General features: G+C 54.6%; 26 protein-coding genes and 1 pseudogene. 16 read left to right on the top strand and 11 right to left on the bottom strand.

Going from position 1 to position 23,028, the window contains the following annotated elements:
• Window positions 1-116: 116 nt before the first annotated feature.
• Genes pgl through BLV85_RS10480 form a run of 6 tightly spaced genes read right to left on the bottom strand, consistent with a single transcriptional unit; the run spans window position 117 to window position 4,856 of the window.
• Complete coding sequence (gene pgl / locus BLV85_RS10505; protein WP_090414930.1) at window positions 117-818, bottom strand: 6-phosphogluconolactonase; 702 nt, start codon at window positions 816-818, stop codon at window positions 117-119.
• Window positions 800-1,456: an HAD family hydrolase gene (locus BLV85_RS10500; RefSeq protein ID WP_090414929.1), complete on the bottom strand. Its 657-nt coding sequence runs from the start codon at window positions 1,454-1,456 to the stop codon at window positions 800-802. The genes pgl and BLV85_RS10500 overlap by 19 nt, the downstream gene beginning before the upstream one ends.
• Window positions 1,453-2,397, bottom strand: coding sequence for an NAD-dependent epimerase/dehydratase family protein (locus BLV85_RS10495; protein WP_090414928.1), 945 nt, complete (start codon window positions 2,395-2,397; stop codon window positions 1,453-1,455). The genes BLV85_RS10500 and BLV85_RS10495 overlap by 4 nt, the downstream gene beginning before the upstream one ends.
• Entirely contained in the window at window positions 2,390-3,328 is a 939-nt protein-coding gene (locus tag BLV85_RS10490; RefSeq protein ID WP_090414927.1) for a phosphoglycerate dehydrogenase, read from the bottom strand. Before BLV85_RS10490 ends, BLV85_RS10495 begins: the two co-directional genes overlap by 8 nt.
• Window positions 3,325-4,086 carry an HpcH/HpaI aldolase family protein gene (locus BLV85_RS10485; RefSeq protein ID WP_090414926.1) on the bottom strand — a complete coding sequence of 254 codons (762 nt, stop codon included), beginning with the start codon at window positions 4,084-4,086 and terminating at the stop codon, window positions 3,325-3,327. Before BLV85_RS10485 ends, BLV85_RS10490 begins: the two co-directional genes overlap by 4 nt.
• A gap of 20 nt (window positions 4,087-4,106) precedes the next feature.
• Complete coding sequence (locus BLV85_RS10480; protein ID WP_090414925.1) at window positions 4,107-4,856, bottom strand: 3-deoxy-manno-octulosonate cytidylyltransferase; 750 nt, start codon at window positions 4,854-4,856, stop codon at window positions 4,107-4,109.
• Window positions 4,857-5,120: 264 nt separating this feature from the next.
• Between BLV85_RS10480 and BLV85_RS10475 the strand changes: the two genes are divergently transcribed.
• From BLV85_RS10475 to BLV85_RS10445, 7 genes are all read left to right on the top strand, one after another.
• Window positions 5,121-6,389: a hypothetical protein gene (locus BLV85_RS10475; RefSeq protein WP_342707081.1), complete on the top strand. Its 1,269-nt coding sequence runs from the start codon at window positions 5,121-5,123 to the stop codon at window positions 6,387-6,389.
• On the top strand, window positions 6,382-7,167 hold the full coding sequence (locus BLV85_RS10470; protein ID WP_090414923.1) for an FkbM family methyltransferase: 786 nt from the start codon (window positions 6,382-6,384) through the stop codon (window positions 7,165-7,167). Before BLV85_RS10475 ends, BLV85_RS10470 begins: the two co-directional genes overlap by 8 nt.
• Window positions 7,164-8,429: an O-antigen ligase family protein gene (locus BLV85_RS10465; RefSeq protein ID WP_090414922.1), complete on the top strand. Its 1,266-nt coding sequence runs from the start codon at window positions 7,164-7,166 to the stop codon at window positions 8,427-8,429. Before BLV85_RS10470 ends, BLV85_RS10465 begins: the two co-directional genes overlap by 4 nt.
• Before the next feature lie 121 nt (window positions 8,430-8,550).
• Window positions 8,551-9,240, top strand: coding sequence for an O-methyltransferase (locus BLV85_RS10460; RefSeq protein WP_090414921.1), 690 nt, complete (start codon window positions 8,551-8,553; stop codon window positions 9,238-9,240).
• 60 nt (window positions 9,241-9,300) lie between these two features.
• Window positions 9,301-9,558 (top strand): DUF2024 family protein, encoded by a 258-nt coding sequence (locus tag BLV85_RS10455; RefSeq protein WP_090414920.1) that lies wholly within the window; start codon window positions 9,301-9,303, stop codon window positions 9,556-9,558.
• 21 nt (window positions 9,559-9,579) lie between these two features.
• The gene (locus BLV85_RS10450; protein ID WP_245725175.1) at window positions 9,580-10,149 is read left to right on the top strand and encodes an invasion associated locus B family protein; all 570 of its coding nucleotides are present in this window, start codon (window positions 9,580-9,582) and stop codon (window positions 10,147-10,149) included.
• 20 nt (window positions 10,150-10,169) lie between these two features.
• Entirely contained in the window at window positions 10,170-10,517 is a 348-nt protein-coding gene (locus BLV85_RS10445; RefSeq protein ID WP_090414932.1) for an arsenate reductase family protein, read from the top strand.
• A gap of 135 nt (window positions 10,518-10,652) precedes the next feature.
• On the opposite strand, the gene rplS is transcribed toward BLV85_RS10445, so the two are convergent.
• From rplS to rpsP, 4 genes are read right to left on the bottom strand one after another with little or no spacing between them, the layout of a single operon-like run.
• On the bottom strand, window positions 10,653-11,048 hold the full coding sequence (rplS, locus tag BLV85_RS10440; protein ID WP_090414919.1) for a 50S ribosomal protein L19: 396 nt from the start codon (window positions 11,046-11,048) through the stop codon (window positions 10,653-10,655).
• Between the two features lie 2 nt (window positions 11,049-11,050).
• Window positions 11,051-11,863, bottom strand: coding sequence for a tRNA (guanosine(37)-N1)-methyltransferase TrmD (gene trmD / locus BLV85_RS10435; RefSeq protein WP_090414918.1), 813 nt, complete (start codon window positions 11,861-11,863; stop codon window positions 11,051-11,053).
• A 12-nt stretch (window positions 11,864-11,875) separates the two neighbouring features.
• Window positions 11,876-12,451: a ribosome maturation factor RimM gene (gene rimM, locus BLV85_RS10430; RefSeq protein ID WP_342707080.1), complete on the bottom strand. Its 576-nt coding sequence runs from the start codon at window positions 12,449-12,451 to the stop codon at window positions 11,876-11,878.
• Window positions 12,414-12,683 carry a 30S ribosomal protein S16 gene (gene rpsP / locus BLV85_RS10425; protein WP_090414916.1) on the bottom strand — a complete coding sequence of 90 codons (270 nt, stop codon included), beginning with the start codon at window positions 12,681-12,683 and terminating at the stop codon, window positions 12,414-12,416. The genes rimM and rpsP overlap by 38 nt, the downstream gene beginning before the upstream one ends.
• Window positions 12,684-12,965: 282 nt before the next feature.
• Here rpsP and BLV85_RS10420 point away from each other — a divergent pair, with 282 nt between their 5' ends.
• From BLV85_RS10420 to BLV85_RS10380, 9 genes are all read left to right on the top strand, one after another.
• Window positions 12,966-14,297 (top strand): (Fe-S)-binding protein, encoded by a 1,332-nt coding sequence (locus tag BLV85_RS10420; protein ID WP_342707079.1) that lies wholly within the window; start codon window positions 12,966-12,968, stop codon window positions 14,295-14,297.
• 282 nt (window positions 14,298-14,579) lie between these two features.
• Complete coding sequence (gene coq7, locus BLV85_RS10415; protein WP_090414915.1) at window positions 14,580-15,206, top strand: 2-polyprenyl-3-methyl-6-methoxy-1,4-benzoquinone monooxygenase; 627 nt, start codon at window positions 14,580-14,582, stop codon at window positions 15,204-15,206.
• A 33-nt stretch (window positions 15,207-15,239) separates the two neighbouring features.
• Window positions 15,240-15,800 carry a YqgE/AlgH family protein gene (locus BLV85_RS10410; RefSeq protein ID WP_090414914.1) on the top strand — a complete coding sequence of 187 codons (561 nt, stop codon included), beginning with the start codon at window positions 15,240-15,242 and terminating at the stop codon, window positions 15,798-15,800.
• A 30-nt stretch (window positions 15,801-15,830) separates the two neighbouring features.
• The gene (ruvX, locus tag BLV85_RS10405) at window positions 15,831-16,298 is read left to right on the top strand and encodes a Holliday junction resolvase RuvX (RefSeq protein WP_090414913.1); all 468 of its coding nucleotides are present in this window, start codon (window positions 15,831-15,833) and stop codon (window positions 16,296-16,298) included.
• Window positions 16,285-16,821 carry a bifunctional pyr operon transcriptional regulator/uracil phosphoribosyltransferase PyrR gene (gene pyrR / locus BLV85_RS10400; protein WP_090414912.1) on the top strand — a complete coding sequence of 179 codons (537 nt, stop codon included), beginning with the start codon at window positions 16,285-16,287 and terminating at the stop codon, window positions 16,819-16,821. Before ruvX ends, pyrR begins: the two co-directional genes overlap by 14 nt.
• A gap of 131 nt (window positions 16,822-16,952) precedes the next feature.
• On the top strand, window positions 16,953-17,903 hold the full coding sequence (locus BLV85_RS10395) for an aspartate carbamoyltransferase catalytic subunit (protein ID WP_090414911.1): 951 nt from the start codon (window positions 16,953-16,955) through the stop codon (window positions 17,901-17,903).
• 13 nt (window positions 17,904-17,916) lie between these two features.
• Window positions 17,917-19,212: a dihydroorotase gene (locus BLV85_RS10390; protein ID WP_090414910.1), complete on the top strand. Its 1,296-nt coding sequence runs from the start codon at window positions 17,917-17,919 to the stop codon at window positions 19,210-19,212.
• 87 nt (window positions 19,213-19,299) lie between these two features.
• Entirely contained in the window at window positions 19,300-21,399 is a 2,100-nt protein-coding gene (locus tag BLV85_RS10385; protein ID WP_090414909.1) for a M3 family metallopeptidase, read from the top strand.
• Window positions 21,400-21,898: 499 nt separating this feature from the next.
• Window positions 21,899-22,720: a hypothetical protein gene (locus BLV85_RS10380; RefSeq protein ID WP_143032325.1), complete on the top strand. Its 822-nt coding sequence runs from the start codon at window positions 21,899-21,901 to the stop codon at window positions 22,718-22,720.
• Between the two features lie 111 nt (window positions 22,721-22,831).
• On the opposite strand, the pseudogene BLV85_RS14910 reads toward BLV85_RS10380, so the two are convergent.
• Window positions 22,832-22,939: pseudogene (locus BLV85_RS14910) on the bottom strand (IS1595 family transposase); the annotation flags it as partial.
• Window positions 22,940-23,028: the final 89 nt, after the last annotated feature.

Genomic DNA, 23,028 nt, shown 5'->3' with positions numbered 1-23,028 from the left:
GCCCTGACGGGCAACTCCAAATGTATCGGTAATCTTGCTTTTTTACACAAAAACCCTGTCAAGCACTTTTTGCATTTTTTTCGCTGAATAGTTACGATCATTCATTGCAATCATGCCTACTCTTGGTAAGTGGTATCTGTTTCAAATACTGTGACTGGTTTGTGTTGCAAGAGTTTAATGAAAGGTAAGCTGGGGTCTGGCCGGGCGATTATTTGATCAAGGAACCGTCTTTTGCCGTTTCCTGTGATGACCAGGCAGATATGGTCGCTGGCAATCAATGCCCGGAAACTGAGACTCATGCGCAAGGTGGGTGCGGCCGGAGGCGTGGCGGCCTGGCATAGACGGGTGGCAGCCGGATCGAGTGTCATGCCCGGAAAGAGTGAGGCAATATGGCCATCTTCCCCCAGACCGAGAATGGTCAGGCTGAAAGGTCTGGGGATTGCGGACAAACGGGTGTGGAGGCTGGCAATGGCCTGCTCGGGATGCGCATGCGAGGTCTTGAGAGAGATGAAGTGTGGCGGTATCCGCATATATTGCAGGCAATGCTCGCGCAGCAACCGCTCATTCGAATCCTGGTGACAGGTATTCACCCAGCGCTCATCGCTGAGTGTGATATAGATCTGGTTCCAGGGTAAATCCTGCTGCCCTAGCTGTGGCAGATAGGCGCGCGGGGTTTGGCCGCCCGGCACGACCAAACTGGCTTTGTCTTTCTGAGAGAGTGCGTCACGGAGGATCGTGCTGGTATATTGGACAAACGCATGAGTCAGTTCGGGCAGGTGACTGAAATAGTGACGCTGGATCAGGTGGTGAGCTGGCATAGATCAGGTAGGGTTGAAACCTGTTCCGGAAAAGGGTTGGGGTCGCCGGGGCGAACCCGGCCGATAAATGCAACGCCGTTATCCTGTGCGCTCTCGTAATCGACCAACGCATCGCCGATCATCAGTACCCGTTCGGCAGCCAACGCGTGGGTTGACAAAATGTCGGCAACCAGCGTTTCTTTCAGCGCAGGCGCGCCGCGCACCTCGGTGAAATAAGAAGACAGGCCGCGCCGTTCGACGATGACATGCAGTTCATTTTCAGGCGTGCCGGAGGCGACGAATAATGGCATGCAGGCAGCCGCCTGGCGAATCAGCGTATCCGCGCCGGGCACAGGCTGGCAGGCGATTACCGCTTCCATGACGAGCTGCGAAAAGCGTCTATCGAGTGTCTGCTCTTCTTCCAGAGTGAGCGGTGGTTTGTGCAGTAATTGTTGTTGAAAATAATGAAACTTGCGATAACGCGACATGCCACCGTTGGCGCGATGATAGGTGACAGCGGCTTGCGCGATGGCCTCGCCGTAGTCGCGGTACAGTTCGGCAAAGGCCTGGGCCTTGATATCGCCCGACTCAACCACGACACCGTCGAAGTCAAAAATGATGGCTTGCCAGTATTGCAGGGGTTTGATGGAGGTATTCATGCCCAATTGTCCGAGGTGGAAGGTGTCGTATCGTTTTCTTCGTGGCCTTGATTGATCTGTTGATGGATTTCCCTGAGGCAGTCGAGCAGTCCCTGTCCCAGATCGACGTGCTCGTTCAGCACGAGCTTGCGGCCAATACGGGGTTGAAAAGCGTAGGGCGTGATCTGGTAGTGATGCACCGGATTGGCTTCATCGAAATGCAGCGCAACCGGCCAGGGCATGATTTCCGAAATCATGGTCATGACATCGCGTGCGCGCAGCTTCTCCTGGCCGGTCAGAATCAGATGGCGGTTGGCGAATTCCGGGGCCAAAATTTGCACACTCATGCGCGCGGCATCTTCGACATGGATATATTCCCGTATGGCTTCGCCGCTGCCGCGATAAGTAATGGAGTGATTTTGTATGGCCTCGTGCAGCATGCGATAGATGCCGTTGCGTTTGTCCGAACGCCGGCCATACAGCGACCCATAGCGCAGAATAGTGTAATCCAGCCCATATCGCTCATGGTAGGTTTCGGTGAAGCGTTCGGCAGCTTGCTTGCTGGCGCGATAAAACGAACCGGACTCGGAATAGACATAGACGCTGCTGGCAAAGACGAAGCGGCGTGCACCGGCAATGCGGGCGGCTTCCAGTGCGTGCATGTTGCCAAGTACGTTGACGCTGGCAGTGGCCAGTGGCTTGTCATGGGCTTCGTCGATATCGGCAATGGCCGCGAAATTATAGATGAACGCCGCGTCCCGGACGGCTTCAACGACCTGATCAAGCACCATGAGGTCGCCCACAATCATTTCCTGGTCAGGCCGCTGATACGGGGAAGGCGTGCGATCAAACAGACGCACCCGGTAACCGGCATTGGATAGGGCATCGGCGACATGGCTGCCCAGGAAGCCTCCGGCACCCAGTACAACTGCTGTTTCTTGGTGAGGGGAGCTGTTATGCATGGACCACACCTGCCTCAACCAATCCTTGCCATAGATTCTCTGCCGCTTCAAGCTCCATGCGTTGCCGTGCTTCGCGCGCGAGCGACCCGATATGCGAGCTCAGAATCATGCGCTCGGATGCACATAAAGGCCCGGCATAAGGCTCCTGCTCGAAGCAATCCAGTGCAGCGGCACCCAGATGACCGGTTTGCAGCGCGTTGTGCAGGGCGTGTTCATCGATCAATCCACCGCGTGCCGTATTGACCAGAATCGCGCCGGGTTTCATGCGGGCAATCGTGTGCGCATTCAGCAAATGGTGGACCTGTGCTGAATAGGGCAGGTGCAGGCTGACCAGATCGGCCTGTTGCAGGAGTGTTTCCAGTGAGGCAGCTGTCACCCCCTCGGGCATTTGCTGCGGGTAGGGGTCATGGGCAATGACGTGCGCATCGAATGCCAGGCACAGGCGTGCCACGCGCTGTCCGATATGTCCGCATCCAATGATGCCGACGGTTTTGCCAGCCAGTAAGCGGCCTTGTGTCCGGGGCCATTCACCCTGGCGTATCAGCCGATCGGTTTGACAGATATGGCGCAGGCTGCTGAGGATCAACCCCAGGGTCAATTCAGCGACTGCCTGGGCAGGCGCGGCGGGCGTGTTCAGCACCTTGATGTTCAGCCGCGAGGCTGTGGCCAGGTCAACATTGTCCAGTCCGGTTCCGCAGCGTGCAATCACTCGCAAGCTGCCGGCAGCGGCTGTCAATACGCGTTCGGTAAGCGGTTCGACGCCAGCTAACAAGGCGACCGTATCATTGCCAAGCAGCGCGAGGATTTCATCCTCGGTCAATTTGCGCCCATGCGGATTGCTGGTCAGATGAATCTCCTGTGCACGCAGGCGTTGCAGGGCAGGATTGCTGTCGAGATCGAAGGAAGAAGTGGAAATGACGATTTTGCTCATGAGCGGGTTTTGATGATTTGGAGATGATTACGGCACAGGGAATCGAGCATACGAATGTCCAGGCTATAGCCCAGAAAGGTAAAACCGTCCTGGATGCGCTGCTGCAACGCGGCTGGGTCAGGCTCAATGACGTGAATGCCGCCCGCCTTATGGTGGCGGATGCCAGCTTCCAGAACCTCGTGAATAGCCGTTTGCACTTCCGGGTGGTCGAGCTCACCCGGCCGGCCCATCGAGCCGGAAAGATCGTACGGCCCGATGATGTAGGCATCCACATTCGGGACTGACAGTATCGCATCGATATTCTGAACGGCTTCAATATGCTCGATCATGACAATGACGACTGCGTGCGCCTGCAGCCATTGCTGGTATGCCTGAAAACTTGCGCCATAGCCCTGAGCGCGTGCCAGGCCAACACCTCGGTTGCCCGCAGGCGGATAATATACAGCGCTGACCGCTGTGGCAGCGTCCGCGGCCGATTTGATCATGGGCACCATCACACCGGTTGCGCCCGCATCCATCACGCGCTTAATCTGATCCGGATGATTGGAGGTCAGGCGCACAATGGCCGGGCAATGGTGCCCATCGAGCACCTGTATCATCCTCTGAATCTCGCTCAATTCCAGCACGCTATGCTCTGCATCGAGCACCAGCCAGTCGAAACCAGCCACGGCCATGATTTCTGCAATGGCGGTATGGCCGAGCGTAATCCATGAGCCGATGGTCAATTCACGGCGGGCCAGTCGGGTTTTAAGTGACATGCGAAATGCGGTTCCGGTTGTTAGTATTGCGTGAGTAAGGGATCGTCTGCCAGCAGGCCGGCTACACGCGCCAGATCTGCTTCGGTATCGACGGCCTGGGAATCATATTGCGTTTCTATCATCCTGACCTGCCGGCCATGCTCCAGCAGGCGCAGCATGTCTATTGACTCCAGCTGTTCCAGCGGTGTGGGCGGCAGCCGGCAATACGCGTCCAGGCAAGCGCGTGTGAAGGGGATGATGCATACTTGCTTATAGACTGGTGTCATATCGAATCCGCCCTGGGCCAGTGTCGGAATGGGCTGGCGAGTCATGAACAGGGCATCCCCTTGTAAGTCCATGACAACTTTAATCGTGTTGGGGTTCCTGAAATCCGCTTCATTATCGATGCGGCGCGTCAGGTTGACGCATTCCAATTGCGTATCGTGATGAAAAGGGGCGACAGCCGCGTCGATCATGTCCGGATGCACCATGGGCTCGTCACCTTGCACCATGACGATCAAGTCGGCATCGGTTTGCCCGGCGGCTTCGGCAATCCGGTCGCTGGCGCGCTCGTGGCTATCGGCGGTCATGATGACTGGCGCGCCAAAGGATGTTGCCGCCTGCCGGATGGCTTCGTCGCAAGTCGCGATATAAGTGGCGGCCAGCGAGCTGCTCATGGCGACGCGTTGGTAGACATGTTCCAGCATGGTGCGCCCCAGTAGCTGTGCCAACGGTTTGCCGGGAAAGCGCGAAGAACCCATGCGCGCAGGAATCATAGCGATCGTTTTCATATTGATTCAAGTATTGGTAACAAGGTGCGGCTCATTGAGTGGCAGGCGGTTTTGGATTCCTGACTGAATGAATAAACGGACGATGTGAGTGGTTTTGGGCAAGTTGTTGCAACCGGATTCATGGAGATCATTCGCTGTGTATAATGCGGAATTCACGAAACCCATGACTAAATATTTTCTAAATCCCCGCATGATAACACAGGCATGAAAGCCCTTTTTTTTCTCCGCCATTATAACGATATTGATCATATAACGCCGGTCATTATGAAATGGGCCGAATCCAGACATGCTTGTGATGTCGTGTTGATCGGCTCCAAAAAATTCCGGCATGATTTCCGGCTGGAATATTTGGCGGGGCTCGATGGAGTGCGGGTGGCGCATGTGAGCGAGCTGTTTTCACCCTGGTTATATGTGGCTTGGCGGCTGCAAATGTTGCTGTTGACAGGCAATTTGCGCCGTTCCTTTGTGGGGCCCCTGGTGCGCCGCCTGGCCAATATTTACACCGCTAGGCGGCGTGCGCCACTGTGGCGCAAAACGGGACAGCTATTGCTGGAACGAACATTCGGCCAGGATACGCAAGGCGTGCTGGCATTCGACTGGATTGAACGCAACTCGGTGATCGCAGTGGAATGGGTGGAAGCTGTCGTTGCCATGGCGCGCAAACAGGGATTGGGCGCGGTGTCGCTGCCGCATGGCGATAGTCCCCACGCCAATCAACTGATCCGGCGCGGGGAGTGGCGGCTGGGGCCGGACGCGACATTTTCTGCCGCGCGTATTTTTGACCGGTTAGTCGTACCCAATGAATTATGTGCCCAGCGTTTCCGGCCCTTTCTCGAGGAGCAGGCAATCGCCATCCTGGGTTCCCCGCGTTTCAGCGAAGAGTGGCTCGCCAGACTGAAAACTTTGGCGCCGCCATCGCCGCTGGCCAATACCGGGGATCATAAGCGGCTCAAGATCGTGATGTTTTTGAGAAAGGCGAATTTTACGACATTCTGGGAAGAAGTCAGTGAAGTCGTGCACTTGATCGCTGCCTTTGAGCAAGTCGAGCTCATCATCAAGCCGCACACGCGGAGCGGCTGGAAACAGTCATTTACCCGCAGCAAGTCATTACAGAAATTGACGAATGTGCGTATCGCCAGTGACAGCATGCATTCGGTGCATCTGATGAACTGGGCCGATGTCTGCATCGACCTGGCGACCTCGGTGGTCTTCGAGGCGGTTCGTTGCGGGCAGCCTGTTCTGGCAGCCGATTATCTGCACGCTGGGCGTTCGGCAGTGGCTGAATACATGCCAGAAACAGTGCTGCACTGCCGGGATGATGTCTATGAGAAAATCAGTCATTTTCTTGCCAAGGGCTGTCAGGACTTTTATGTGGAAGCACATCGGCAACAGTTTCTGGACCATATGCTGGATGTGGGGGGCAAGGCGGTGTTGGCACACTATGTCGCTTTATTGGAAGAGACTGGCAGTGGCGGGATAGCCGTTGTCCAGGATAAACTGAATCATCCAACTGCGGAGGGTCGCAATGACTAATCTGTTCTCGGTCGAGTTCCTGAAAAATCTGGTGGTAGCGGCTTATGCGGTCAAGGGGGGAGTCAAGACGGTGCAGGTCAGGGGACAGCCGATTCAATTGACAGTCGATCATTGGCGCGTCCTCAAGCGTATCCGGACCTATTCCGTGAAGGAGCCGGATACCCTGGACTGGTTGGACAAATTCGAACCGGGTTCGTGCTATTTCGATATCGGGGCCAATATCGGTCAATATTCCCTTTACCCGGCTAAAAAATTCGGTAACAACGTTCGAGTTTTTGCTTTCGAGCCGCAAAGTAACAACTACTACGCATTGAACAAGAATATTTGGCTTAACGATTTGAAAGATCAGATTACTGCCTATTGTGTCGCGGTCGGCGGAAATAACGGATTCGATAAACTGTATGTACCCAAATTCATTCCGGGAGGCAACCGCTCGCAGTTCGGGCGGGAATCGCTCGAGGCCATGAAGATACCCGCTTCGCATGTCCAGGGGATGTTTGGCGTGACACTGGATGAGTTGTGCGCCAAGTGGGGATTTCCATATCCGAATTACATCAAAATCGATGTGGATGGTATTGAGATCCAGATCCTTAAAGCGGCTGGAAACGTTTTGAGGCATCCCAACCTGCGTTCCGTCATCGTTGAATTGGGAACCGAAGAAGAGCAGCAGGAAGCCATCGAGATCATGCGGCAGACCGGCTTGGCGTTAAAAGCCAGGACGACCCAGAACTGGGGCGAAACCTGTTGTGTATTTGAACCCGATCCAGCAAACGCATGAGTGCAGCACCTGATTCTCGTAGCAAACAGACTGGATTTTTCGGCAAGCCCTTCTTGAAGGATAGCTATGCGCTTGACTGGTGCGAGCTGCTGGCGAGGTTCGCGTTGGGGCTGTTTTGTATTGCGCTTTGGCATAACGGCTTATTCTATGGTGCAATCCCCATTCTGGCGCTGGCCTGGCTGGTCGATGGAGGCTTGTGCAAACTTGATCGTTTACTCAAGCAGCCGTTGGTATGGGGCATCCTGGCGTTTTGCGGCGCATGGCTACTGGGTTTGCTGTGGAGTGATTTCCCGGTGGCTTTCGAAGGCAAGTGGAAAAAGTATTTCATCTTGCTGACTTTCATTCCATTTCTCGCGTTATTGGATAAGAATCGATGGCCCTGGGCGGTGGGCGCGTTGCTGAGTGGCTATGTGAGTATTCTGGCGCTCGGCAGCTATCAATGGGCGATCGAAGGTGCGCAAGGGATTCCCTGGCTTAAATTCTCCTATCTGGGCTATTCGGCGGCGATTGGCGCGGGCGTGATACTGGCAGCTTTTTACGGCTGTGTCGCGGCAACCAGAAGCAGGGTATGCCTGTCCTGGTTATTGGCCTTGCTGTTGCTGTTTCTGCAATTCAACCAGAGTTCGAGGGGGTTGCTGATCGCCACCCTGGCCGCGTTGCTGCTGATGCTGGTGCTGCGTTATAGAATTGAGGGCAGGAAGCTAATGGCCAGTCTGGCCGCAGCGGTGGTGGCCATTGCTGTATTGGCCGCGAGCAGTGATGTCCTGCATGAAAGACTGTACCAGGCCGGTAACGACCTGCGGCTGTTTCAGCAAGGCCATTATCAAACCAGCCTGGGTTACCGGCTGGCAATGTGGGAAATCGGTCTGCGCGGAATTGCCGAACGTCCGCTGCTGGGGCATGGCGCCGGGATGGCCAGACAGTATTTCGATGAGCGCATCGTGACACATCAACAGGGAATTTATCGGAATCTGCCCGAGTTTCAGAAAACAGTGCATTTTCATAATGAATGGATCGAGATTGGGGTGCATTTGGGACTGCTGGGCATATCCGCATGGGTGTTTTTATTATGGTGTTGGTTTCAAGCATTCAAGGGCTGCCGAATGAGCCTGCTTGGCGCGGCGATGGTATGCTATATCGTCATGGCCGGCCTGTCCCATGTTTTTTTATTGTTTAGCCGGATTCCGCCATTGCTGCTCGTCATCACGGCCCTGGCGATTTGCTGGCGGCAGCAGCCAAATGAATCAGATACAATAGATTAGATGATGCGATTTTGGCTACTCATGAATCAACAGCCTCCTGGAATGTTTCGTCGTTTCTACCGTGCAGCCGTCCAACCGAAGTTTCCTGGATAATTGATCAAGTGATGAGGAGGACCGAGTTATGACCAATCTGCAAATGCCGGGCAGTGACAATTCGAGTGTGCTTGCACCGGTCGATCCAGCGATCGAGCATTACATGCTGACCCTGATGGGGCAAACCGACCATGAGGTGCTGACTGAGATGGAGGCCTACGCCTGGGAGAATAATTTTCCGATCGTGGGGAGGCTCGTTGGCACCTCGCTGGAAATGCTTGCAAGAATGATTGATGCCCGCAGGGTATTTGAGTTCGGGAGCGGTTACGGCTATTCTGCTTACTGGTTCGCACGGGCGGTTGGGCGGGGTGGCCAAATCATCTGCACCGACAGCAACCCGCTGAACCAGGAAAAGGCCGCGCAATATCTTGCCGCTGCGGGGCTCTGGGAGAGAGTGGCCTTTCACACGGGCTACGCACAGGATGTCTTTGTGCAGACTGAAGGCATGTTTGATATCTGCTATAACGATGCCGATAAAGGTGGATATCCCGATATCTGGCGCATGGCCAGGGAGCGAATCCGGCCGGGAGGCCTGTATATTGCCGATAATGTGCTCTGGCATGGCCGGGTGGCCGTGGACGACTTTACCGATATCCATCCCGGCTGGACCGAGGCGATCAAAATGCACAACCAGTTGGTCTTCAGCGATCCGGCGTTTGACGCATTCATCAATCCCACTCGCGATGGCGTTATCGTCGCCCGGCGAAAAATGGCATAATAGCGGCCATTCAATCGATTCAGCTTGTTTTTAATTGATCTATTTTGAGGAAGAAAATCTATGCAAATTCATGTTTATGATACTTACGTCAAAGCCAAGGATGGTCATATCATGCATTTCGATGTGTTTACCGATGTGCGGGATGACAAGCAAGCAATTGAATTTGCCAAGCAGTGGCTGGCCTCCATCGGGGAAGTTGATGCGACCGTGACCAGCGAAGAGTGCCGCTTCTGTCACAGCCAGGGCGCGCCTGATGAAGTGGTCGAAGCCATTAAGCAGAACGGATACTATATTTATAAAATGGAAGGCTGCAACTGATAAGCCTCCATACCGGATTGTGTGCTGAGTGCCGAATGGGATAATCACAACAAATATGCAAATATGGAGTTTCATGTAATGAGACGGACATTCACTCGAATAAATATGCTTCTGGCCGCGCTTGTCACGAGCGGCATGGTGCATGCGGCCGAACCCAAAGCGATCGGTGAGTTTGATGACTGGACTGCCTATGTCTACCTAGAGAATAAAAGTAAGGTTTGTTACATGGTCAGCAAGCCAAAAAAGAAGGAAGGTAATTATTCCAAGCGGGGAGATGTGTTTGCGCTTGTGACCCATCGTCCTGCGGAAAAAAGCAAGAATGTATTCAGTTTCGTGGCGGGTTACCCGTTCAAATCGGATAGTGAAGTAATCGTCCAAATCGGAACCCAGCAATTCAAGCTCTTTACCCAAGATGAAACCGCTTGGGCATCTGATGCGGCGACTGATAATAAATTAGCGGCTGCCATACGAGGTGGCAGCACGATGATAGTCAAGGGGGTTTCGGCGCAGGGTACTGCAACGACCGATACCTTCGGATTGAAGGGTTCGTCTGCTGCCCATGCGGCGATTTCCAAGGAATGTGGTATTTAATGAAACCCGGGCAGGCTATCATGGATGACAAAATCACCATTTATCAGAAACCAACCTGCAGCAAGTGTCGTGCGACCCTGGCAATTCTCGATCAGAGTGGCAGGGCGTTCGACAGCATCAATTATTATGAGCAGCCGTTAACGGTCGAACTGTTGCGTGAACTGGTGCGCAAGCTCAATATACCGGTCCGGGGGCTTCTGCGTGCGGATGAACCGCTTGCCCAGGGCAGCGAATCGCTGAATGATGAAGCGCTGTTGCAGCTGATGGCCGACAATCCGGATTTGATCCAGCGTCCGATCGTTGTACGCGGTGATAATGCGGTGCTGGGTCGACCGCCAGAAAATGTCAGCAAGCTATTGGCTGAGTAGATTGCGCACAGCGCGGCAAGGCGTGGGCGTGGTGTGACAATATTTCAGGCCGCACTGATGTCGGTGGTCGGGTGAATCAACACGGGGCGGGTTGTGATGTGACACCCGTCCCGTGTGTTTTCTGCCGTGAAGTATTTATTCAGCTTCGGCTGCTGCAGCGTTCCTGCTGGTGGCGCGTGTGGGCAGTTTTTCCCGGATTCTAGCAGATTTGCCTGAACGGTCTCTCAGGTAATACAGCTTTGCGCGGCGCACCGCACCCCGTCGCTTGACTTCCAGGCTGGCAATCAGTGGGGAATAGGTCTGGAAAGTGCGTTCAACAGCTTCGCCGCTGGAAATTTTTCGCACGATGAATGAGGAATTGAGTCCACGGTTGCGTTTGGCAATGACGACGCCCTCAAAAGCCTGGACGCGTTTGCGATCGCCTTCCACTACGTTCACATTGACGACAAGAGTGTCACCCGGAGAAAAATCCGGAATCGTCTTGTCCAGTCTTGCAATTTCCTCGCGTTCTAACTGCTCGATTAAATTCATTTTCATTGCTCCTGTTTTTTTATCATGTTCATGGGCTGGCTGACAGCTTGTGGGTGTTGTGCTGCTTTAAATTCTTCTAGTAATTTCTGCTCATTTTCAGGAAGTCCCTCCGGGTATTTCTTTGCCAGTAGATCGGGCCTTTTAAGCCAGGTCCTGCCAATCGATTGCTGCAGTCGCCAGCGCTCAATTTTCGCATGGTTGCCGGAGAGCAGCACCTCGGGAACGGGTTGTGCCTGATAGACTTCGGGCCGCGTGTAATGCGGATATTCCAGCAGGTGATCGACCAGGGAATCCTGGCCAGCCGAAGTGGCATCACCCAGGGCGCCGGGAAGCTGCCTCACTATGGCATCGACCAGTACCATGGCCGCCAATTCTCCGCCAGAAATCACATAATCTCCAATTGAAATCTCTTCATCCACCTGGCGCTCGATTAGCCGCTCATCAATCCCTTCGTAACGACCGCATAGTAGTACCAAACCTTCCAGGCTGGACAGTTGTAAAACTTTTGCATGATCCAGACATTTCCCCTGGGGGGAAAGGTAGATCACGCGCGACTTGCGGACAGCATGCCCGGATTGCCAGGCTTTGGCATGGGTGATGGCCTGATCCAGTGGCTGCGCCATCATGACCATGCCCGGTCCGCCGCCATAAGGCGCATCATCGACTGTTCGGTACCGATTGGTCGCATAATCACGCGGGTTCCAGGTGCGCAGATGATATAAGCCGTTCTTATTTGCCCGGCCTGTGATGCCAAATTGCGTAATCGCATCGAACATGCCTGGCAGAAGCGTGATGACATCGATTTCAAATGACAAAACACATCACCTTCAGTAATCCAGCCCCCAATCCGCCGTGATTTTCCGGGATTTCAGGTCAACCTTGACGATGATCTGATCGATGAAAGGGATCAATCTTTCCTTGTCGCTTCCCGCGGGGCGGACTTGAAGCACCTCGTTCGCGCCGGTCTCAAGCAAACCGGTGACAGTGCCCAGCACCTCGCCTTGGGTATTGCAAACGTGCATGCCGATCAGATCCAGCCAATAATAACCGTCTTCACCATTTTCTGGCAGCTGTGGCAACTCGCTGCGCGGTACCGCAATCTGCAAGCCTTTCAGTTCGGAAGCGCCGGTGCGGTCATTCGATTCCGCCAACGTGACAATCAAGCGGCTGTCATGAATGATATATGAAGCGGGATGCACTGCTCGCCACTGACTCCCATCCTTGCCGAGCCACCATATCGGATAATCAAACAGTCCTTCAATGGTTTCGGTATAAGAGGCAATTTTAAGTTGGCCACGGATGCCATGCGGCCCGATCACATGGCCCAGCACCACCATTTGCTCGCCTGCCGGCAAAGCGTTTGGATCAGTCTTGGGCTGGCGTGCTTGGCTGCTGCTTACCAAATTGCTTGACGAGTCTTGAGACCGTGTCGGATAGCTGCGCACCTTGAGACTGCCAGTATGTCAGGCGGTCCATGTGAATACGCAAACTTTCCTCGCCACCGGTTGCGCGCGGGTTGTAAAATCCTACGCGCTCAATGAACCGGCCATCCCGTCTGCAGCGGGAGTCTGCCACGACCATGCTGTAAAAAGGACGTTTCTTGGCGCCGCCGCGTGCCAGTCTTACTACTACCATAGTATCCCTTATTAAATGATTTATTTGTAAACTAAAACATGCAATTTTATGGTAGTTTTCGGGTAATTAGCAAGCGATATTCAGCCGTTGCGAAAATCTCCGACATCCTGTGCTTGAATCTATTGCCCGTAGACAAACACTATATGCTAGGCAAAAAAGAGAGGGATAGTGACTGTGTCCGTTATGACACAAGCGTCAATGGACGATTCTGGCCTGCGTGTATTCTGCTGAAAATTAATTGTACGAGAGCGTGCATGACCATATTCCCTCAGTTCCCAAAATATGAAAAGTTCAACATTTCATCCAACAACCGGTACAAAAAACCAGCAAGAAATTACGCTCATGGATCCGTCGGCAGAATTGCTCGCCGAGGCTAATCGTTGCGTGGCTTGCGGACTCTGTTTGCCGCATTGCCCAACCTATCGCCTGACGCTGTCGGAGGCGGACTCACCGCGTGGCCGCATTGCGCTGATGAGCGGCGTTGCCAACGCGCGCATTCCCATGAATGCGCGCTATGTGCAGCATATGGACCGGTGCTTGACTTGCCGCGCTTGCGAACGGGTCTGTCCGAACAACGTGGCCTATGGCCGCTTGATCGATCAAGCGCGCACCATGATCCAGGCCAATGTCCAAGCCAGGGCGGCCAATGACGGGGGCGAAGGGCGGTCACGGCAGGGACGCTTGCGGCATTTTCTCGAACGGGTCTTGATTGCCCATCCGGCTCGTTTCGACATGCTGCGTCCGTTTGTGCGTTTAGTGATCAAAAGTCGTTTGCTGGCCATGCTGTTGCGACTGAATATACTCAAAAAGCATGCGCTGATACAGTCCCAGTGGTTTTTGACCCGTCGGCACCTGCCCGGTCATTTTTGGCGCACTTCCTATCCGGCCAAAGGCCGGCCGCGTGGCGCCGTCGCATTGTTTCTGGGTTGTGTCACACGTGTGATCGATATGGAAACGCTTCTTTCGGCGCTGACCGTGCTGAACCGGCTGGGCTATACGGTGCATGTGCCGCGCGCGCAAACCTGCTGCGGCGCGCTTTATCAGCATGCCGGCCTTGCCGATGAAGCGGCAGCACTGGCCCGGCGAAATCATCAGGCATTCGCCGGGCTGGACATCCAGGCTATCCTCAGCACCGCTTCAGGTTGCGGCGCTCAGTTGGTGGATGTCGCGGCGCAATCGCCCGCGCATGCAACTGCCGTGCCGGTCATGGATATCCACCAGTTTCTGGCCGGACAAGACTGGAGCGGAATCCACTTCGCGCCTTTACAGCGGAAAGTGGCCGTGCATGAAGCCTGTACCCTGCGCAATGTCTTGCGTGCATCCAATCATCTTTACCCGCTGTTGGCACGGGTGCCCGGTCTTGAAATCCAGGCGCTGGCCGGCAACGATCAATGCTGCGGGGCGGCTGGCACCTATTACCTGGATCAGCCCGAGTTCGCGAATGCCTTGCTTGATGATAAACTGCAGGCTATCGAGCAGGCAAATCCCGATTACCTGGTGACGGCCAATGTTGGGTGTGCATTGCATATGGCTAACGGCCTGTTAAAAGAAGGGAAAAACATCGAGGTTCTGCATCCTGTGACATTGCTTGCGCGGCAAATGCGTATACTATAAAACATAGGTGTCCTGCGGCACGTCCTTCCTCGATAGTCGGATACCGGCGGACGATAGCAGAGGCTGGAACCAAAATCGGGCACAGCGAGCCGATCATCAACTATCGATAGCCAGCTTGCTTTTGCCTGGGATAAGGATTGCGCCATGTACCCGTGTACTGCAGGCGGCGGATGTTGATGTCCCGCATATACTGCGAATATTCGGATTGTTTGCTCGGAAACCTGTTTCGGCGTCTCGCGCTGAATTCAGTCTAACGCGCCACATCGATAAGAGAGTAGAGCCATGCTGAAAGTAGATAAATTGATCATCGGTTTTGATAATGCTTTGCGTACACTGCTGGCGCCAGCCAATACCAGCCGTCCGGTGCCGGGTAGGAATCTACCCGAAAATGAATTGAGCGAAGCCGAAAAACGTGAATCGGTTGCGCTGATGCGGATCAACCATGTCGGTGAAGTCTGTGCGCAGGCGCTTTATCAGGGTCAGGCGCTGACAGCGCGCAATGTCGCGGTGCAACAAGCCCTCAACCAGGCGGCGCGTGAAGAGACCGAGCATCTCGCCTGGACGGAACGGCGCATTGCCGAATTGGGCGGACGCAAGAGTTTTCTCAATCCATTCTGGTATGGCGGATCATTTACGTTGGGATTGGTTGCCGGTGTGCTGGGCGATAAGTGGAATCTGGGTTTCCTGGCCGAAACGGAGCGCCAGGTCGAGGCGCATCTGGCCGACCATTTGCGCCGCCTGCCTTATCAGGATGTCCGTAGCCGTGCGATCGTGTCGCAGATGAAAGTCGATGAAGCGTGTCATGCAACCATGGCTATTTCGCATGGGGGCGGCGAGCTGCCTCTGCCGGTTAAGCTGGCCATGAAGTTGGGTTCGAAGACCATGACGCGCACGGCCTATTGGGTTTGATTGCACAACTTTTTTCGAATCGGCAACGCTGTGATGCAAAACGTCAATCTCACTGATCATTTTCTGATTGCCATGCCCAGCTTGGAAGATTCCTTCTTTGCCAAGTCCTTGACCTATATTTGCGAACACAATGAGCAAGGCGCGCTGGGGTTGGTGGTCAATCGCCCGACCACGCTTTCGGTTGAGGAGTTGTTGAAACAACTCGGCATGTCGCCCAAGGTAGCCGGCTCTGTGGATGCGATGGTGCTGCTGGGCGGTCCGGTACAAATCGACAGTGGGTTCGTACTGCACCAGCCTATCGGATCCTGGAAAACAACGCTTTCTGCCAATACCACCATAGGGTTGACGGCCTCCATCGATATCCTGCAGGCGGTCGCGGACTGTCAGGGGCCTGAAAAAATGCTGGTGACACTGGGTTATTCGGGCTGGTCGGCAGGCCAGCTTGAACAGGAGCTGGCGCAAAACGCCTGGTTGACGGTGCCCGCTTCGGCGCAAATCCTGTTTGAGCTGTCGACCGAGCAGCGGCTGCCAGCCGCCATGCAATCGCTCGGCATCGATTTTAGCAATTTGTCCAATGAAGTCGGTCATGCCTGAGAAATCCCCTGGTGGACAATCAGGGCCGTTATGCGCATGAACGAAGGTTTGTCACCCACTTCCTGCAACGCCTTGTCTGGCACCGTGCTTGCGTTCGATTTCGGCAAGCGGCGGATAGGGGTCGCCATCGGTGAATACGAATTGCGCTTGGCGCATCCGCTGACAACCATCGATCAGGCTATCACGAAACTGCGCTTTGACTGTATTGCCAAGTTGCTTGAAACCTGGCAGCCTGTGCTGCTGGTGGTGGGGCTGTCTGTCCATGCAGACGGGTCCGAGCATGAGCTGACGCATTTGTGCCGCCGTTTTGCCAGGCGCCTGGAAGGCCGTTTTGGTGTGCCGGTCGTGTTGGTCGATGAGCGCTACACGACGATCACCGCCCGTTCCGCGCTGGAGGAAGCAGGGGTCACGGGCAGAAAACAACGGCCGATGATCGACCAGATCGCCGCCCAGCATATCCTTCAATCCTTTTTCGATGCTTCCTATGCCACTTCCTGACGCAGAACAATTGCTTGCCGCACTCATCGAGCAACTCCGGCCGGCTGTCGCCGATGATACGATCATCGTCGGCATCCATACCGGCGGTGCCTGGCTGGCGCAACGCATCCACCAGGCATTGCAGATCCAGACCGGGTTAGGCGTGCTGGATATTTCTTTTTATCGCGATGACTACAGTAAAATAGGGCTGCACCCGCAGGTCAAACCCTCGCAGCTGCCGTTCGAAGTCGAAGGCAGTCATATCGTCCTGGTGGACGATGTGCTCTATACCGGCAGAACGGTGCGCGCCGCCGTGAATGAATTGTTCGATTATGGTCGCCCGGCCAGTATTCATCTGGCAGTACTGGTGGATAGGGGCGGCCGGGAGTTGCCGGTTGCTGCACAGTACACCGGTGCAACGCTGTCTTTGGCGGCGAATAGCATGCTGGAACTGAAGCAGGCCGAAGACGGGCAGCTGAGTTTAGGGCTGCGCGACATTGCCAGTGGTGCCTGGTCCGGGCGGGGTGCTGCGGTAGACTGCTGAACCTGTTGTGGCCATTGGCGTGATAGGGCCACTCCTGGCTTGCGGGTGGCAGCGCTTATTCTGCCGTTTGGCTACTTTCTCTATCTATCAATCCGCATGCTTTTCCATATTCAAGTTAGACATCCAAGATCATGAGCGCGCATCCACAACTGAACAAAAATGGCGAGCTGCAGCATCTGCTCACCACGGAAGGACTGCCCGCATCGATTCTGCAGCATATTCTCGATACGGCGGAATCGTTCACTGGCGTGACCGAACGGGAAGTCAAGAAAATCCCTTTATTGCGGGGCAAATCGGTATTCAACTTGTTTTTCGAGCCAAGCACCCGTACCCGCACCACTTTCGAGATCGCGGCAAAACGCCTTTCTGCCGACGTCATCAATCTCAACATGGCGGTATCGTCGCAAACCAAGGGCGAAACACTGCTGGATACGGTCGACAATCTCTCGGCCATGCATGCGGACATGTTCGTGGTGCGTCACAGCCTGAGCGGCGCGGCGCACCTGATCGCCAAGCATGTCCGGCCCGAGATCCATGTCATCAATGCAGGCGATGGCTGGCATGCCCACCCCACACAGGCCTTGCTCGATGTCTTTACAATTCGCCGCTACAAGCAGGATTTCCGGGCGCTGAGGGTGGCGATTATCGGCGATATCCTGCATTCCCGGGTCGCGCGTTCGCAAATTCATGCGCTGACTACGCTGGGCGTGCCGGAGATCCGGGTGATCGCGCCGAAAACCTTGCTGCCTGCCCGGGTCGAGCGTTTGGGGGTGCATGTCTACCCAGACATGGCGGCAGGATTGAAGGACGTGGATGTATTGATGATGCTGCGCCTGCAGCGTGAACGCATGCAGTCGGCGCATTTGCCCAGCAGTGAGGAGTATTTCAAATATTACGGATTGACCCCTGAAAAGCTCGCGCTCGCCAAGCCCGATGCGATCGTGATGCACCCTGGTCCCATGAACCGCGGCGTTGAAATCGATTCGGATGTCGCAGATGGTACCCAGTCGGTGATACTGCCGCAGGTCAATTTCGGTATTGCCGTCCGTATGGCAGTCATGTCTATTCTTGCCGGAAACTAACACGCTACTTGCCATGAAAATATGTATTCAGAGGGGTCGTTTGATCGACCCAGCCAGCGGTATCGACCGGGTCGGACAGCTTTATCTAGCCGATGACAAGATCGTATCCATCGATACCCGCCCGGAAGGCTTCCAGAATTGCCGCACAATCGATGCCAGCGGGCTGGTCATCGCGCCGGGCCTGGTCGACTTGTCCGCCCGCCTGCGCGAACCGGGGCTGGAATACATGGCCACGCTTGAATCGGAGCAGGAAGCGGCTGTGGCGGGCGGTGTGACCAGTCTGGCCTGTCCGCCCGATACCGATCCGCCGCTGGACGAACCCGGCCTGGTCGAAATGCTCAAGCACCGTGCCCGCAATCTCGACCGGGCACGCGTCTTTCCGGTCGGGGCGCTGACGCAGGGACTCAAAGGCGAGCGCTTGACGGAAATGGCCGAACTGCATGACGCGGGCTGCGTTGCCTTCAGCCAGGCGGATGCGCCGTTTGCCAATTTGTACGTACTGATGCGGGCGATGCAGTATGCCGCCACCTTCGGTTTTGCGGTATGGTTGCATCCTCAGGATGTGCATCTGGCCAATCTGGGCGTGGCGCATGAAGGCGAAATTGCCACCCGGCTGGGCCTGCCGGCGATTCCGGTGTGCGCGGAGACGATCGCGCTGTCCAACATTCTCTCCTTGATGAAAGAAACCGGCGCGCGTGTCCATCTTTGCCGTATCTCCAGTGCCGAGGGGGTGGCCCTGGTGCGGGCCGCCAAGCAACAGGGCTTGGCGCTGAGCTGTGATGTGGCTGTTCATCATGTGCATTTGACGGATATGGATATCGGCTTTTTTGACGCCAACTGCCACCTTATGCCACCGTTGAGAAGCCTGGCTGACCGTGATGCGTTGCGCGCGGGACTGCTGGATGGCACGATCGATGCCATCTGCTCGGATCATGCGCCCGTCGATGAAGATGCCAAGCTGGTGCCGTTTGCCCAGTCTGCGTCTGGTGCAACCGGTCTGGAGTTGTTGCTGCCGCTGGTTCTGAAGTGGGCGCAGGAGAGCCGTCTTCCACTGGCCGATGCGCTCGCGCGTGTCACCTTGCAACCCGCCCGGGTGCTGGGGGTGGATGTAGGCCGCCTGGCCCCCGGTGCAGTGGCCGATTTGTGCATTTTCGATCCTGACGACTATTGGACGGTCAGTCCATTGAGGTTGAAAAGCCAGGGAAAAAATACACCTTTCCTTGGAATGGAATTATGCGGCCGTGTAAAATTTACCTTGGTCGGCGGACAGATTGTCTATGATTCCGGTCACGCTGGCTTGCCGCGCTGAGGGTATTGCGCGCACAAACACGCCCGGCATGCTTGCGCGGCCGAATTGTCATTCTTAACTTACCTTACGCGAATTGATTATCTGATTATGAGAAACCCATTGCTCGATTTTTCCGGTCTTCCGCATTACGAGGAAATCCAGAACGCACATATCACGCCGGCGATCGACGAGTTGTTGCGCGATTGCCGCACCGTTTTGAATAACGTCAAGCAGCAGTCAGTCCTGGCCAATTGGCAGGATTTCGTGCAACCGATGGTGGATGTGAACGAGCGCCTGGCGCGTGCCTGGGGGCAAGTGTCGCATCTGAATGCCGTCATGAACAGCCCCGAATTGCGTGAAATCTATACCGCCAACCTGCCGCGCATTACCCAGTATTATGCCGAAATCTCGCAGGATCCGGTACTGTTCGAGAAATTCAAGCAGTTGCGTGCAAGCGCCGAGTTCGGTGAGCTGAGTCAGGCGCGCAAGAAAGTGGTCGAGAATCAGCTGCGTGATTTCAGGCTGGGCGGTGCGGAGCTGCCAACCGAAGAGAAAGCCCGTTTCATGCAGATTCAGGAAGAACTGTCCGCGTTGCACGCAAAATTCAGTGATAACCTGCTCGATGCCACCAACGCATTCCATTTGCTGATTGAAAACGAGGAGCAGTTGTCGGGGATCCCGGCGGATGTGCTGCAGGCAGCCCGGGATGCGGCCGAACAGGATCCGGCGATCACCCAGCCGGGCTGGAAGTTTACGTTGCATGCGCCTTCTTACCTGCCGGTCATGCAATATGCGGATAACCGGGCGCTGCGCGAACAGATGTACCGTGCCTATGCGACGCGCGCCAGCGAGCTGGAAAATTGCCTGGAGCAGGGCGAGGGGCGTGACAACATGCCGTTGATTGAGCAAATCCTCCGTTTGCGCCGGGAAGAAGCCAGACTGCTTGGCTATGACAGTTACGCACAGGTTTCGCTGGCGCCCAAAATGGCGGAAACGCCCCAGCAAGTGCTCGATTTCCTGAACGAGCTGGCCACCAAAGCCAAGCCTTATGCGCAAAAAGATCTGGCGGAGCTGACGCAATTTGCCGCCGATAAACTGAAGCTGAATCAGCCCGAAGCCTGGGATCTGGCCTATGCCAGCGAGAAGCTGCGCATCGAGCGCTATGCCTTCTCCGATCAGGAGGTCAAGCAATACTTTCCGGAAAACAAGGTCTTGCCCGGCATGTTCAAGCTGGTGGAAGCGCTCTATGGTATTCGCATTCGCGAAGCGGAAAGGCCGGTGCAACGCTGGCATCCGGATGTAAAATTTTTCGACATTCTGGATGGGAAAGAAGCATTGATCGGTCAATTCTATCTCGATCTTTACGCTCGCCCCGGTAAGCGTGGCGGTGCCTGGATGGATGACGCCATTACCCGGCGGCGGATCGAGGTGCCAGAAATCGGCCGCTCGGAAATCCAGACCCCGGTCGCCTACCTGACCTGCAACTTCTCCGCACCCGTGACGATCAACGGCCAGCTACGCCCGGCATTGTTCACGCATGATGAAGTGATCACGCTCTTTCATGAATTCGGCCATGGACTGCACCACTTGCTGACCCAGATCGATGAACTGGGCGTCTCCGGCATCAATGGCGTGGAATGGGATGCGGTCGAACTGCCCAGCCAGTTTATGGAAAATTTCTGCTGGGAATGGGAAGTTGTACGCGACATGAGCTCGCATGTGGAAAGCGGCATGTCGCTGCCGCGCGCCTTGTTCGACAAAATGCTTGCGGCCAGGAATTTCCAGAGTGGGCTGCAAACCCTGCGCCAGATCGAATTCGCCCTGTTCGACATGCACCTGCATACCGATTTTGATCCGCATGGCGATCAGACCGTCCTGCAGTGCCTGGACGCCATTCGCCGCCAGGTCGCTGTCATCATGCCACCGGCTTTCAACCGCTTCCCCAATAGCTTCGCCCATATCTTCGCTGGGGGCTATGCCGCTGGCTATTACAGCTACAAATGGGCGGAAGTTCTGTCAGCCGATGCCTATAGTATGTTCGAGGAGAACGGTGCTGGCCAAGTGGTCAACGCGCAGACCGGCGCACGTTTCTGGAACGAGATCCTGGCTGTTGGCGGCAGCCGCTCCGCGCTCGAATCGTTCATTGCGTTCCGCGGACGCGAACCCAAAATCGATGCGCTACTGCGTCATCATGGCATGGCAGCTTAATTACTTCCGGTACGGGTTCATGATGCAAAGCAAGAAATTCGCATCATGAACCATTCCGCTCAGCGAGCCGAATAGATCTCTGCTCGTAGGATGCGTTCACGCACCGAGAACCCGCCTTGTATCCCCTCGGTTTGGTCCACTTGAACCACCTGAGGGAATCCATGCCCCTTTTATTCGTGTAGATTCGCGTCCATTCGTGGTTATCAAAAAAACGCCGGTTGCCCGGCGTCTGAATTTTCTCTGATTATGGTTGTTTCTTGTTGGTATGCTGTTTTAGAGAGTCTCGGTTGAGAACATCTGTATTATTGATACCACTTGTAGTAGAGCAATAAATGTGCCAATTATTTAAGCAGTTGATTTGTATATATTAATATAATATACGAAAAACGCAGATTGGAAAATGTAAATTTTTCTGACAACGGTAGAGCTTGGGGCGCAATTCTCAAGGGTGCGCTTACGCACCATTCAACTGAAGGCTGTGTACTCGTTGGTATCCACTATGGCAGGAATTATTATCCAGTGCGACGGATTTTCCAAAAATGGTTTACGGGAATATATTAGAATTCCAGATCCAGTAGGTGATCCAGATTGGCACGAGCCTTCGCCAGGAAGTTCTGACAATAATCCAAGAGGTAATCACAATATGGTACAAGCTATCAAATTATTTTTAGCTGTGCTGCTGAGCAGCATGTCATTTACTGTCAATGCGCTGGTTCTGGAGCAGGCACCTTATTTTTTTGATGATGAGAACAACGTTGGGGGGGATGGTTACCTGAGTGTGGAATCTGCGGGTGCTCAGGTTGCGGAGGATTTTCGGTTTGCAGAGGATGTGATCTTGACATCGATCAGTTGGTGGGGCAGTTACGATCCTTTTGCGCCGGAAACGGAGTCATTTGCTGTACGCATTATCGGAGATGACGGAACAGGAAATCCAGCGCCAGGTTTCCCGCCATTGTATGAAACTATTTTTACTGGGCTGGGAGAAGATAGTGGGTTTGTCGATCTTTTTGACGAAACCGTTTTTCAATATAAAGTAGCTGGTCTCAATTGGTCATTGCAAGGTGGAGTGGATTATTATCTTTCGATTTTCAGCAATGCTGGGGCGTCAGATTGGTATTGGTTGGAGAGCCAGGCGGGTGACAATAAAAACTGGTATCGCGAGAATGATACCGGTCCATGGTCTGTTGATAGTCCGGATGCTTTGAATATGTCATTTCATCTGGAAGCTGTCCGAGCTGCCAGTGTACCTGAGCCAGCTACCTGGCTATTAATGCTCATTCCTTTGATTGGGCTGTATCGTAAAACAGTCACAGCTATGTGATCGTTTCCAGCTATTGGAAGCTCGCACCGAAACATTCGAGTGCGATGCGGGAGTGTGCCGGGAGGATTGCCTGGCAGCAGGCGGCGTTGAGCGGCAATGGTTTTTATGCCGCTATACAATTTTCAGTTCGATCTGAGTGTGCGTTGGGCAAGCATTGAGAAGGCGTAGCGGTAACTCGGCTTCCTGCATGCGCCGGCTGAACCGATGGCAGAATTTATTAGTCCGAAGTAAGGTTAAAACCACCGCCTTTAAGGCGGTAAGATTTATCTTTTAAAATTTTGGACGTACCATGATGCTAAAAGTAGGGG

Source organism: Nitrosomonas halophila, from assembly GCF_900107165.1.
GTDB classification, from domain to species: domain Bacteria; phylum Pseudomonadota; class Gammaproteobacteria; order Burkholderiales; family Nitrosomonadaceae; genus Nitrosomonas; species Nitrosomonas halophila.
Note: the sequence above shows the minus strand (reverse complement) of the source record. Positions and strands in the feature narration are given on the sequence as shown.